The sequence below is a fragment of the Kitasatospora sp. NPDC001175 genome, assembly GCF_053598215.1.
In genome coordinates, this window is the sequence record NZ_JBSFJU010000008.1 from 39,617 (window position 1) to 51,338 (window position 11,722).

Annotated in this window: 10 protein-coding genes; 4 read left to right on the top strand and 6 right to left on the bottom strand. The window is 72.1% G+C overall.

Annotation, left to right across the window (positions count from 1 at the left end; all coding sequences use genetic code 11):
* The first annotated feature begins 121 nt into the window (after positions 1-121).
* Positions 122-1,042: a LysR family transcriptional regulator gene (locus ACWDAK_RS08460; RefSeq protein WP_427394052.1), complete on the top strand. Its 921-nt coding sequence runs from the start codon at positions 122-124 to the stop codon at positions 1,040-1,042.
* A 48-nt stretch (positions 1,043-1,090) separates the two neighbouring features.
* Here ACWDAK_RS08460 and ACWDAK_RS08465 read toward each other — a convergent pair whose 3' ends face one another.
* The 3 genes from ACWDAK_RS08465 to ACWDAK_RS08475 form a co-directional block, all read right to left on the bottom strand.
* Positions 1,091-2,476 carry a DHA2 family efflux MFS transporter permease subunit gene (locus ACWDAK_RS08465; RefSeq protein ID WP_427394053.1) on the bottom strand — a complete coding sequence of 462 codons (1,386 nt, stop codon included), beginning with the start codon at positions 2,474-2,476 and terminating at the stop codon, positions 1,091-1,093.
* Positions 2,477-2,900: 424 nt separating this feature from the next.
* Complete coding sequence (locus tag ACWDAK_RS08470; RefSeq protein WP_344635288.1) at positions 2,901-3,992, bottom strand: pyridoxal-phosphate-dependent aminotransferase family protein; 1,092 nt, start codon at positions 3,990-3,992, stop codon at positions 2,901-2,903.
* Between the two features lie 288 nt (positions 3,993-4,280).
* Positions 4,281-5,240 carry an FG-GAP repeat domain-containing protein gene (locus ACWDAK_RS08475; RefSeq protein ID WP_344635289.1) on the bottom strand — a complete coding sequence of 320 codons (960 nt, stop codon included), beginning with the start codon at positions 5,238-5,240 and terminating at the stop codon, positions 4,281-4,283.
* A 543-nt stretch (positions 5,241-5,783) separates the two neighbouring features.
* On the opposite strand from ACWDAK_RS08475, the gene ACWDAK_RS08480 reads away from it, so the two are divergent.
* From ACWDAK_RS08480 to ACWDAK_RS08490, 3 genes are all read left to right on the top strand, one after another.
* Positions 5,784-6,731: an esterase/lipase family protein gene (locus ACWDAK_RS08480; protein WP_427394054.1), complete on the top strand. Its 948-nt coding sequence runs from the start codon at positions 5,784-5,786 to the stop codon at positions 6,729-6,731.
* 77 nt (positions 6,732-6,808) lie between these two features.
* Positions 6,809-7,900: an amidohydrolase family protein gene (locus ACWDAK_RS08485; RefSeq protein WP_344635291.1), complete on the top strand. Its 1,092-nt coding sequence runs from the start codon at positions 6,809-6,811 to the stop codon at positions 7,898-7,900.
* 42 nt (positions 7,901-7,942) lie between these two features.
* The gene (locus tag ACWDAK_RS08490) at positions 7,943-8,620 is read left to right on the top strand and encodes a uracil-DNA glycosylase (protein ID WP_344635292.1); all 678 of its coding nucleotides are present in this window, start codon (positions 7,943-7,945) and stop codon (positions 8,618-8,620) included.
* A gap of 183 nt (positions 8,621-8,803) precedes the next feature.
* Here ACWDAK_RS08490 and ACWDAK_RS08495 read toward each other — a convergent pair whose 3' ends face one another.
* The 3 genes from ACWDAK_RS08495 to ACWDAK_RS08505 are packed head-to-tail and all read right to left on the bottom strand — an operon-like array spanning position 8,804 to position 11,722.
* A complete protein-coding gene (locus ACWDAK_RS08495) occupies positions 8,804-9,757 on the bottom strand; it encodes a DMT family transporter (RefSeq protein ID WP_427394055.1) in 954 nt (317 codons plus the stop codon).
* A gap of 34 nt (positions 9,758-9,791) precedes the next feature.
* A complete protein-coding gene (locus tag ACWDAK_RS08500) occupies positions 9,792-10,982 on the bottom strand; it encodes an argininosuccinate synthase-related protein (RefSeq protein ID WP_427394056.1) in 1,191 nt (396 codons plus the stop codon).
* Positions 10,979-11,722: a 2OG-Fe dioxygenase family protein gene (locus ACWDAK_RS08505; protein ID WP_427394057.1), complete on the bottom strand. Its 744-nt coding sequence runs from the start codon at positions 11,720-11,722 to the stop codon at positions 10,979-10,981. The genes ACWDAK_RS08500 and ACWDAK_RS08505 overlap by 4 nt, the downstream gene beginning before the upstream one ends.

The window sequence follows — 11,722 nt, forward strand, 5'->3', positions numbered from 1 at the left end:
GTTCGCTTTCCGGTAGTCGAACCCTAGGAAGAACGCGGTACCCGAAGGAAAGACCGGTTTCCGATCGGATCAGAACGAAACGGCATCGCGGCAGTTCAGGCCGGGTCGTAGACTGCCGGACATGCTCGAACTCCGCCGCCTGCGCTACTTCCTGGCCGTCGCCGAGGAGCGGAACTTCACCAGGGCGGCCGAGCGGCTGCACATCGCCCAGCCCGCACTGAGCCGTCAGGTCCGCCAGTTGGAGGAGGAGTTGGGGGTACGCCTGCTGGAGCGGAGCACCCACTCCGTCGAACCCACCGAGGCCGGAGTGCTGCTGATGGACCGTGGTGCAGCCCTCTGCGAGGAGTCCGACCGGCTGTGGCGCGACCTCAAGGGCTTCGCCGGAGGCGAGCAGGGCACGCTGTCCGTCGGCTACAGCACCAGCACCGGGTACGAGACCGCGCCCGCGCTGCTCGGTGCGCTGGCCGAGCGGCACCCCGGCATCGTCCTGACCACCAGGCTGCTGCCGACGGCCGAGATCGTGGCGGGTGTCGCCGACGGCACGCTCGACGCGGGCCTGGTGCGCTGCCCGCCGCCCACACCCGAACTGGTCCGCACCCTGCTCCGGCTGGAGCAGCAGGGCGTCCTGATGGCGGAGGGGCACCCGCTCGCGTCCGCCGAGCGGGTCGACATCGCCGCACTGTCCGGTGAGACCCTGCTGGTCCACCCCCGGGAGGCCAACCCCGGCCACTACGACGCGATCCTCGCCCTCTTCGGGGAGCCGGGACGGGTGCCAGGCCTGCTGCTCCGCCGGCTCTCCTTCGACGCGGCGCACACCCCCGTGGCGCGCGGCGAGGCCCTCGCGATCGTCGGGCGCTCCGCCGCGCGGACCCTCCCGGCCGGCCTGCTGTGGCGCCCGCTCGCACCCGTCGCCACCATCGAGATCCACCTGCTCACCCGGGGCCGCCCCACCCGTCCGGCCGTCACCCGGCTGCTCCGGGTCGCCTCCGACACGGCCCGCGCAGGCGGCTGGCTCCGCTCCCCGGACACGGCCGCACCCTGATCCGGGGCGGGCGTACGCAGGCGCCGGCGCGGTCTTTGCCGCAGGCGTCTACTCGGGCTGCCGGCGGGGCAGCAGCAGGGCCGGGAGCAGGGCCAGCCCCATCAGTGCGACCGCCCAGCCGTAGGTGTGGCGGAAGGCGTCGGCCGGGTGCGGGGCGGTCCGCTGGGCGTGGGTGAGCAGCACGGACATCAGCGCGGTGCCGGTGGAGGCGGCGACCTGCTGCAGGATGGTGACCGCCGTGGTGGCCAGCGGCACCTGTTCGGCGGCGACGCTGCGGGTGGCGGCCGCGATGGTGGGCATCATGGTCAGTCCCACGCCGACGCCCAGCACCGCGAGGGCGGTCTGCAGGTGCCAGAAGGGGACGTCATCGGTGACCTGCACGGTGAAGGCGAGGAAGCCCGTGGTGGCGACCAGGACGCCGGTGAGCACGATCCGGCCCGGCGGGTGGCGGTCGATCAGCCGTCCGGCGAACTGCATGGTCACCCCGGTGGCCAGGGCCTGCGGGATGCCCAGCAGCCCGGAGTGGGCGGCGCTCTGGCCACGCAGCCCCTGGTAGTACAGCGGGAGCAGGATCAGCGAGCCGAAGTAGGCGCAGACGAAGAGCACCTCGGACCCGGCCGCGGCGGCGAACGGCCGCCGGGCCAGTAGCCGGAGGTCGAGCAGCGGGTGGTCGCAGGTCAGGGCGCGGGCGATGAAGCCGAGCACCATGGCGCCACCGGTCAGCATGAAGGCCGGATCCCTGCCGTGGGTGAGCCCGTAGATCAGCATGGACAGGCCGGGGGAGAGCAGCAGCAGGCCGAACAGGTCCAGCCGGCGGCCCGGTCTCGGGACCTCGTGCGGCAGGATCCGGGCGGCGAGCAGGATCGCGACGGCGGCCACGGGCGGGTTGATGAAGAAGATCCACCGCCAGGAGGCGGCGTCCAGCAGCGCACCGCCCAGGATCGGGCCCGCCAGTGGCCCGAGGAGCACGGGCAGGCCGAGCACGGCCATCGCCCGTCCGGTCCGCTCGGGCCCGGAGGCCCGGAGGACCAGGGTCATCCCCACGGGTGTCAGCATTCCGCCGCCCAGGCCCTGGAGCACCCGGAAGGCGACCAGGCTCTCGGTGTTCCAGGCCAGCCCGGCCAGGGCCGAGCCGGCGCCGAACAGCACGAGGGCGGTCAGGTACAGCCGTTTGGCGCCTATCCGGCCGACGGCCCAGGCGGTGACCGGGATGACGGTGGCCAGGGCCAGGGTGTAGCCGGTGGCCACCCACTGGATGGTGGTGAGCGGCGCGCCGAAGCTCCGGCCGAGCGTGCGCATCGCCGTGTTGACGGCCGTGGTGTCCAGCACGCTCATGAACGAGCCCAGCACGACGACCAGGGCGGTGGCCCGCAGCCCGGCGGCGCCGGCCGCCGGGGGGGCGAGGCGGGTGCGCGGGGTGGCACTGGTGGTCATGGCGCTTCCCCGCTCGGTCTCCGTAGGGCTGGGTCGGGCGGGCCTGCCGCAACGCCCGGCCCTGCCAGGTCAGTTGGTCCGGCATGCCCACTGCGGCACCCTCGGTCACGCTACCGTCCGCCGGTTCACCCTGCTCGTCGAAGGGCGGCCGGACGGGGCGGCGGTCGGTGGCGTCCCGGTCGGTGGCGGGGTGCGATGCAGGTCGGTGCTGGTTCGACTGGCGCCGGGGGAGTCGGGGTACCGCTCCGTCTGACGGGTGAACCCGAGCCGGTACGGCGATCGGCACCGTCCCGAGCGGCCGCACCGGTCCGGTGAACGGATGGTCGAGTGGGTGGTGGAACCGATGGTCAGCGGCGCAGCCGGCGGCGGAGCGTAACGCACCGCCAGCCGCACTCTCGGCCGTGCCGCCGGGGCCCCGCCCGGCTCAGGAGGTGGCGACGGCCGCGCTCCACGCCGCGGCCGCGGCCTCGGCGGCCCGGTCGGCGTCGGTGCCGGGAAGGGCGGCGGCGAGCGCGGTGAGGACGGACTGGACGGTGTCCAGCGCGGCGGCGGTGCCGTAGTGGTTGACCCGGAGCATCTCGGCGGCGAGCGGACCGCCGCCGGCCTGGACCGGCAGGGCCGGGTCCAGCCGCCCGGCGAGCTCGGCGGCGTGCAGACCGGACGGGGTGCGCAGGGTGGTGGCGACCGGCGCGGCGTGCTCGTCCCGGTGGACGTACGGGGTGAGGGTGCCCAGCGCGCGGACGCCCGCGCGGGTCGCGGCCGCTGCGGCGCGGTGCCGGGCGATGGTCGCGTCCAGGGTGTCGGCCGCGATCCGGTCCAGGCAGGCATCCAGCGCGAGCATCTCCAACTGGGCCGGGGCGTGCGGGAGTGCGGTGCGCCCGGCGTCCGTCCAGCGCTCCTTCCAGTCCAGCAGCGAGAGGTAGGAGCGGCGCGGCGCGGCCGGGTTGGCGGCGATCCGCTCCCAGGCGCGGTCGCTGACCGAGACGGCGGAGACCCCGGCCGGGCCGCCCATCGCCTTCTGGCCGCCGATCACACACAGGTCCACGCCCCACTCGTCGGTGAGCAGCGGCTCGGCGGCGACCGAGGCGACGGCGTCCAGCATCAGCAGCGCGCCGTGCTCCCGCACCACGGCGGCGATCTCGGCGACCGGGTTGGTGTTGCCGGTGGCGGCCTCGGCGTGGACCAGTGAGACGAAGTCGATCCCCGGTTCGACGGCGAGCACCCGGGCGACCTGCTCGGCGCCGGCCGCGCCGTCGAACGGCACCACCAGGTCCACGACCTCGGCGCCGCAGCCGCGCAGCCAGTTGCCGAAGGTCTGGCCGTACGGGCCGGTGACGATGTTGAGCGCGGTGCTGCCCGGGTGCGCGGCACCACGGATCGCCGCCTCCAGCGGGAGCAGCGCCTCGCCCTGGGTGATGATCACGTCGGCCGTGGTGTGCAGCAGCGCGGCGACCTTGTCCTCGATCGCTGCGAACTGCGCGGCACTCAGCGGCGGGAGGTCGAGGAAGGGGCTCACGGGGCTGGCCTTTCGGACGGGTACACGGGGCGGGGGTCCGGCCCAGTCTGCCGCATCGCCCGTGCCGCCTGCCCCGCCGGTCCCGGCCGGCCAGTCCGGAGAACGGCCCCGCTGTGGAGGCCCGCAGCGCAACGGGACGAGGCCCGGGCCGGTCCCCTGCCGCTTCTGGCTTGGCAGGGGACCGGGTGACCGGGCCTCGTCCCGTCATGGGGCCGACCGGTGGGGTCGGCCCATGGCATCACTGCGGGATGTGACCGGTCGTGGAAACCGACCGGTCACGGGACACGACTAGTCGGCCAGCATGCGGTAGGTGTTCCAGCCGCCGCCGACCCTGGCCGCGTCGTTGAACGGGTCGGTCTGGCCGCCGTTGCCCTTGTAGAAGTACAGGTTGCCGCTCCTGTCGCGGGCGAGCAGGTCGGCGAGGCCGTCGCCGTCCATGTCACCGGTGGAGACCAGAGTGTCGTACTTGTCCCAGCCGCCGCCGATCCGCACCCGCGAGTCGAACGGGTCGGTCGTGTTGCCGTTGCCCTTGTAGAGCCATAGCACGCCCGACTTGTCGCGCGCGACGATGTCCGGCTTGCCGTCGCCGGTGAGGTCGCCCACACCGGTGATCTGGTCGTAGATGCCCCAGCCGCCGCCGATCTTGTGGCGGTCGGTCAGCGTCCCGTCGGCGTAGGCGAAGTACTCCCACAGGTAACCGTTGCGGTCACGGGCGATGATGTCGGCCTGGCCCTCGCCGCCGAGGTCACCGGGGGACAGGACGGTGTCGTAGATGTCCCAGCCGCCGCCGATCCGGACCGAGGGCTTGTCCTTGCCGGCGAAGACCAGGCTGCCGTCGTCCCACAGGAAGTAAGTCCCGTCCCAGAAGCGGTCCTTGTTGTTGTCGACGTCCGCGACCGTCTTCAGGTGCTTGTAGACGTCGTTCTGGGCGCCGTTGAATTCCAGGTAGCGGTCGTTGAAGTTGCCCTTGCCGTCGGGCCAGTAGCTGTAGACGCTGTTCTGGAAGTCGATGCCGATCAGGTTGAAGATCGGCGAGGCCTGGCCGGCCGCCACGCTCCGTGGTGCGGCGAGCTGCGCCGGGCCGGAGGCGGCCTTCTTCTGGTAGGCCTGAGCCCTGGCCTGAGCCACTTTCTGGCTCGCACTCAGGAAGGGCGAGGTGGTGGCAGCCGAGGCCGAGCCACTGGCAGTGCCGGCCATGGCGGTGGCGAGCACTGCGGTCGCGAGTCCGGTCAGGACACGCTTGCTCATACGTCCGGTGAATACGGACAAGTAACTCTCCCCTATTGCGCAAAGAGGTGCGGGTGCTCGGAATGAGCTTCTCCGCCATCCGTGATCCTTCCACAGATGACTCGTATGACAATCAACTAGGGGGGGTGGTTGTGCTGCGGGATCGAGGAAATCGGGAGGCCGCGGCATTGGGTCGAATGCCTCCCGAAGTGCCTAATCGGACTAATCCCTCTTACGGGGTGATTTTCAATCACCATCTCCGAGAACGGGGCCTTCTGGTTCGTTTCGACGAAGCCATGCCACTCGAAATGACAGGGCGCCATATCGACAAATGCGACGACCGTGGAGCGCGCCGGGAGGTGCGGATGCCGGGTGACATCGCCGGTCCGGCCAGGTGCCACTTCGTGCGAGGTGTCTGGGCAAGGCCTTGACGCCCAGTAACTTACCGGCCAGTCAGGCTAGTTCACGGTGTGAGCCCCCAACTCGCACCGGAGTCGGCCCCGGTCCTCCGTCGAGACCGGCCGGACCGGGCCCAGTGCCTCCACCCCCCACCCGGAGGAAGCCATGCCCGCAACCCCCACGCACTCCACCCTGCCCGGACACCGCCGGCTCGCCTCGCTGGCGGCCGGCTGCGCCCTGCTGGCCGCCGCACTGGCAGGCGCCGGCCCGGCCGGGGCGGCCACGTCCGCGAACACCCCGGTGCCGCGCACCGACCCGGTGACCGCCGCCCAGGCGCTGGCCGCGCCGGGCGTACCGGGTGCCAACGACTGGTCGTGCAAGCCGAGCCCGGCCCATCCGAGGCCGGTGGTGCTGGTCCACGGCACCTTCGCCAACGGTTCGGTGAACTGGGACACCGTCGCGCCCGCGCTGGCCGGGGACGGCACTTGCGTCTTCGTGCTCACCTACGGCGCGATGCCCGGTGCCCCGGTGCTGCGCGCGATCGCACCGGTGGCGGACTCGGCGCAGCAGCTGTCGGTCTTCGTCGACGGCGTGCTCGCGGCGACCGGCGCCGGGCAGGTCGACATCGTCGGCCACAGCCAGGGCGGCGGCCTGATGCCGCGCTACTACCTGAAGTTCGACGGCGGCGCGGCCAAGGTGCACACCCTGGTCGGGCTGGCCCCGAGCAACCACGGCACCACCCTGGACGGCCTGGTCACCCTGGCGAAGTCCTTCCCCGGCGCGCTCGACCTGGTCGGCGCGGCCTGCCCGGCCTGCACCGACCAGGTCGTCGGTTCGGACCTGCTGAGCCGGCTCAACGCCGGCGGCGACACCCTGCCCGGGGTGACGTACTGGGCGATCGCGACCCGGTACGACGAGGTGGTCACGCCGTACCGGACGCAGTTCCTGAGCGGCCCCGACGTGCACGACGTCACGGTCCAGGACCTGTGTCCGACCAACATCCCGGGCCATGTGCTGATGGCCGTCGACCCGGTGGTCCTGCACGAGGTCCGGCACGCCCTCGACCCCGCGCACGTGGGGGAGGCCGACTGCTGGGCCAACCTCACCGGCTGACCGGTGCGGACGGGGGCCGCCCGGGACCTCCCGGGCGGCCCTCCCGCCGGCGGTGGGCCCGTAGGTAGAGTGCGCGCATGAGCGATGGCGCGGTGCTGCACATCAGGGGACGGGTACTGGTCGGGCCGGAGGACGTCCGGGACGAGCTGTGGGTCGTGGACGGCCGGGTGAGCTTCACGCGTCCGGCGGGGGCGACCGACGTCCGTACGGTGGCCGGCTGGGCCATGCCGGGCCTGGTGGACGCGCACTGCCACGTCGGCCTGGACGCGCACGGCGCGGTGGACGAGGCCACCAGCGAGAAGCAGGCCCTCACCGACCGCGACGCGGGCACCCTGCTGATCCGCGACGCCGGTTCCGCCGCCGACACCCGCTGGATCGACGACCGCGAGGACCTGCCCCGGATCATCCGGGCCGGCCGCCACATCGCCCGTACCCGCCGCTACATCCGCAACTACGCGCACGAGATCGAGCCGGGCGACCTGGCCGCCTACGTCAGGGCCGAGGCCCGGCGCGGCGACGGCTGGGTGAAGCTGGTCGGCGACTGGATCGACCGTGAGCGCGGCGACCTGGCCGCCTGCTGGCCCGGGGACGCCCTGCGCGAGGCGATCGCCGCCGCGCACGCCGAGGGCGCCAGGGTCACCGCGCACTGCTTCGCCGCCGAGTCGCTGCCCGACCTGGTCGCCGCGGGGATCGACTGCATCGAGCACGCCACCGGTCTGACCGAGGAGCTCATCCCGGTCTTCGCCGAGCGGCAGGTGGCGATCGTCCCGACACTGGTGAACATCGCGACCTTCCCCAAGCTCGCGGACGGCGGCGAGGCCAAGTTCCCGGCCTGGTCCGCGCACATGCGGCGGCTGCACGAGCGCCGCTACGACACGGTCGGCGCGGCGTACGACGCCGGGATCCCGATCTTCGTCGGGACGGACGCGGGCGGGTCGCTGGCGCACGGGCTGGTCGCGGACGAGGTCGCCGAACTGGTCAAGGCCGGGCTGCCGGCCGGGGCCGCGCTGTCGGCGGCGAGCTGGGGAGCACGCGAGTGGCTGGGGCGGGAGGGGCTCACCGAGGGCGCGCCGGCCGACCTGGTGGTGTACACGGACGACCCGCGGGCGGACGTCCGGGTGCTGGCCGATCCCCAACTGGTCGTCCTCCGCGGGCGTCCGGTCGGCTAGGGGCGCGCTCGGCGGGGCCCGTTGGGCCGATAGGGTGGCGGCATGGCACCGCGTCCACTTAACGAGATCGTCGAACCCGGCTGGGCCACCGCCCTGGAGCCGGTGGCCGGGCGGGTCGCCGCGATGGGTGACTTCCTGCGTGCGGAGGTTGCCGCGGGGCGGACGTACCTTCCGGCTGGCGCGAACATTCTGCGGGCCTTCCAGCAGCCCTTCGACGAGGTGCGGGTCCTGCTGGTTGGTCAGGATCCGTACCCCACCCCGGGGATGGCCATCGGTTTGAGCTTCGCGGTCGACCCGCAGGTGCGCAACCTTCCCGGCAGCCTGGTCAACATCTACCGGGAGATGGGCCAGGACCTGGGTTGCCCGCCGCCCAGCAACGGCGACCTGACCCCGTGGACCGAGCAGGGTGTACTGCTGCTGAACCGGGCGCTGACCACGGCGCCCGGTAAGCCGGCGGCGCACCGGGGCAAGGGCTGGGAGGAGGTCACCGAGCAGGCGATCCGCGCCCTGGTGGCCCGGGGTGGCCCGCTGGTGGCGATCCTGTGGGGGCGTGACGCCCGGAACCTGCGCCCGCTGCTGGGGCAGGTCCCGGCGATCGAGTCGGCGCACCCGAGCCCGATGTCGGCGGACCGGGGGTTCTTCGGGTCGCGGCCGTTCAGCCGGGCGAACGAGCTGCTGGTCAAGCAGGGCAGCCAGCCTGTGGACTGGCGTTTGTCGTAACGCCTCAGACCCGGCCGTACTCCAGGAGTCGCGGCGGAGGCCGCCCGAGGTGGTGCACGACTGGAGTCGCATCGGCCGCTTCCCCACCCCCTCGCGGCCACCGGAGTCACCGGCGTCCTCGCCGCCGCGGTTGCCGTCCTGCTCGCCGGGGGCTTCGCCACCATCCGTCGCCTGACCACGCCGCTACATGCTCGGGACGGATTCGAGCTCGGGACGGGCGGTCCGGACCGCGGCTGTCTTCCGTTCCCGGTGCACCCGTTCGATGCGTTGTCCCCAGCCCGCGCCCAGCAGGATCAGGACGGCGCCGAGCACGCCGATCAGGCCCAGGCGGTCACCGCCGACCGCGATGCCGATGAGCAGCGCCCAGACCGGTTCGGTTCCCAGCAGCAGGCTGACCCGGGTCGGCGAGGTGGTGCGTACGGCTCGCATCTGCACGAAGAACGCGAACACCGTGCCGATCAGCGCGAGGTAGAGCAGGTCCGACCACTGGCCGGGGTGCAGCCGGGGGACCAGAGCCAGGAAGGAGGTCCCGACCAGCGGGCTCAGCGCACAGAAGAGCACCGATGCCGTGGCCATCTGCAGCAGGGTGAGGTTGTAGGAGTCGTACTGCCGGCGAGCCGCCCTGCGGTGCATCACGGTGACGTGCACCGCGCGCACCGCGGCCGCCGCCAGAATCAGCAGGTCTCCCTGCGACGGGGCGCGCAGCCCTGAGCCGGAGGCGAGCAGGCCCACCCCGACCACCGCGAGCACCGCGGCGAGGAAGAACCGCCGGGGCAGCCAGGATCGCCCCACCACGCTGTCCAGCACGGGCGTCATCACGATGGTGAGACTGATGATGAGCCCCGCGTTGGTCGCGCTGGTGTGGGCGATGCCGTAGGTCTCGAACGTGAAGATCACGGCCAGGATGGTGCCGAGCAGCACTCCGGTCAACCACTCCTGGCGACCGGCCCGGCGCAGCCTGGCGATGCCGGCCGGCAGCATGGCCGCCGTGGTGACCAGGAATCTGAGTGCCAGGACCGCCACCACGGTTGACGGACTGACCAGCTCCTTGGCCGCCAGGTAGGTGGAGCCCCAGACCGCGGCCACGAGCAGGAGCAGTATGTCGATCAGCGCCGTGCGGGAGGCGAATCCGGGCACGATCACCCTCTCTGGTTCGGGCCGGCGGTCGGGGTCAGACGGTGGCGTAGGGAGCGTTCTCCCGGTGGATCGAGTACTTCTCCCAGGCCTCCCGGTCCCGCAGATAGCGCGGGTCGTCGGCCAGGATGGCGCGGGTCTCGGCGCCGCCGGGAGCGAGCTTCCAGCGCACCGATCCGGTCACCTGTGCCGCGCAGACCTCGACGAACGACTCCAGTGCCAGGTGCAGTCGGCCGTACCAGCGCCCCTCCAGCGACTCGCGCACCCAGAGCTGCTCGACGTGCATCTTCTCCCGGAGCAGCTCCGCATCCAGGGTGGCGGTCTCCAGGTGCCGATAGGTGCGCAGCAGCAGCCAGGCCGCCGGCATCTCGCGGATCTCCAGCACCTTCTCGCCGTTGTCGAGGTGCTCGAGGCCGCTGTAGCGGCCCAGCCCGTACGCCCCGACCCGGGTGTTCAGCGCGGCGATGATGTCGGTCAGCGCCAGCTCCACGCCGTCCACCGCGGTGGGGATGCCCCGCTCGAAGCGGATCTCGATGAACTCGCCCCGGGCCTCGGGGCGCAGGGCGCTCCACTGGTACATGTGTTCCGGCACGGCGTGGTCCTCGGGGTCGTCGAGGATCCCGGACTCGAACTCGCGGCACCACAGGTTGGAGTCGCCGCTGACCACCCGTGTGCTCATCTGGTCCAGGCCGACCGCCTTGAGCTCCTGGATCTTCTGGTCCCGGTCGACCGGGTCGAGGTCGTAGGGACTGCCGTACCGGCCCGGGTAGCCGAGCAGGGCCAGGGCTCCGTTGAGCCTGCGCAGGGTGTTCTGGGAGCGGTTCGCGGTGTGCAGCACCGCGGTGGCGCCGAGCTCACCGGCCAGTTCCACCGCCAGCTTGGCGATCAGCGGCCGGCTCAGCGTCGAGCTGACGGGATGGGTGTCGAGGTAGACCGCCTGGGCCTGGATCGCCGGGCGGACGAACCCTTCGACGAAGGCCGCGCGCCCGTCGAGGACGTGCAGGCGGACGCCCAGTTCGTCGGCTATTCGCTGTTTGTGCTCGCTGGTCTCGTCCTCGCCGAGGTCAACGCTCACCGCATGGATGTTTCGCAAGCCCGCGTCGCGCAGCCGCAGCAGCAGGTAGGTGCTGTCGAGGCCACCACTGAAGAGCGTGACGACGGGCTCGTCGGGGTCCAGCGCCTCGGTGGTGAGCTGTCGGAACGAGCGGATGAGCTGACCTTGCGTCATCGGGTCTCTTTCGGAGTGCGGCTGAACATGGCGATGAGTACGTCGCGGTGGCCCTGGACGCCCTTGGCGGCGGGCGTGAGAGGGGTGACGCTGTGCAGCATCCGCTCGTCGTCGGCATAGAGGAACTCGCCCGGTTCGCTGAGCGTGACCTCGTCCAGGCACTCCCGGGTGGGGGCGTCGTAGATCCGGCTGAGCCCGCCGTCGATGGAGTTGCGCTCGATCAGCAGCGTCAGTACGTAGTCGACGCCGTCGCGGTGGATACCCTCCGGCGTCGGCTGCCCGTGCTCCGTGCTGCGCGCCAGGATCCGGTTCTGGAAGGTCTGGATCTTCCACACGTCGGTGCCGGCGGTCCCCGCAGGGTCGAGCAGGACGGTGGCACACCACTGGAAGATCGCGCGCAGTACCGGGCTGGCCGACACCTGGCTCTCGAAGGCCTCGAAGTGCCGGTCGATGCCGCCGTTCAGGTAGTTGACGTCGCGTGACTGGCGGTACGGCACGTGCGGCAGCAGCGTCAGGGCGTCCGCCGCGGTGTCGTAGCGGAACTCGGAGTACCGGCGCCGGCGGTAGGTGCCGCCGTCCGCCATGTAGGCGTCCTGCCGCAGGTTGTTCCAACTGTCGGCGAACTGCTTCCAGTCGGCGCCCTGCAGCAGCTCCGGGTCGAGCACGGCGCTCAGTCGGCCGTGGGTGTATCCCCGCTGGTGGATCTGCTGTGCATGACCGGCGGTCACATCGGTGATCAT

Bases quoted from the DNA above. Each gene is read 5' to 3' on its own strand.
- ACWDAK_RS08460 (WP_427394052.1), top strand. From the start codon at position 122: ATGCTCGAACTCCGCCGCCTGCGCTACTTCCTGGCCGTCGCCGAGGAG.
- ACWDAK_RS08465 (WP_427394053.1), bottom strand. From the start codon at position 2,476: ATGACCACCAGTGCCACCCCGCGCACCCGCCTCGCCCCCCCGGCGGCC.
- ACWDAK_RS08475 (WP_344635289.1), bottom strand. From the start codon at position 5,240: ATGAGCAAGCGTGTCCTGACCGGACTCGCGACCGCAGTGCTCGCCACC.
- ACWDAK_RS08480 (WP_427394054.1), top strand. From the start codon at position 5,784: ATGCCCGCAACCCCCACGCACTCCACCCTGCCCGGACACCGCCGGCTC.
- ACWDAK_RS08485 (WP_344635291.1), top strand. From the start codon at position 6,809: ATGAGCGATGGCGCGGTGCTGCACATCAGGGGACGGGTACTGGTCGGG.
- ACWDAK_RS08490 (WP_344635292.1), top strand. From the start codon at position 7,943: ATGGCACCGCGTCCACTTAACGAGATCGTCGAACCCGGCTGGGCCACC.
- ACWDAK_RS08500 (WP_427394056.1), bottom strand. From the start codon at position 10,982: ATGACGCAAGGTCAGCTCATCCGCTCGTTCCGACAGCTCACCACCGAG.
- ACWDAK_RS08505 (WP_427394057.1), bottom strand. From the start codon at position 11,722: ATGATCACCGATGTGACCGCCGGTCATGCACAGCAGATCCACCAGCGG.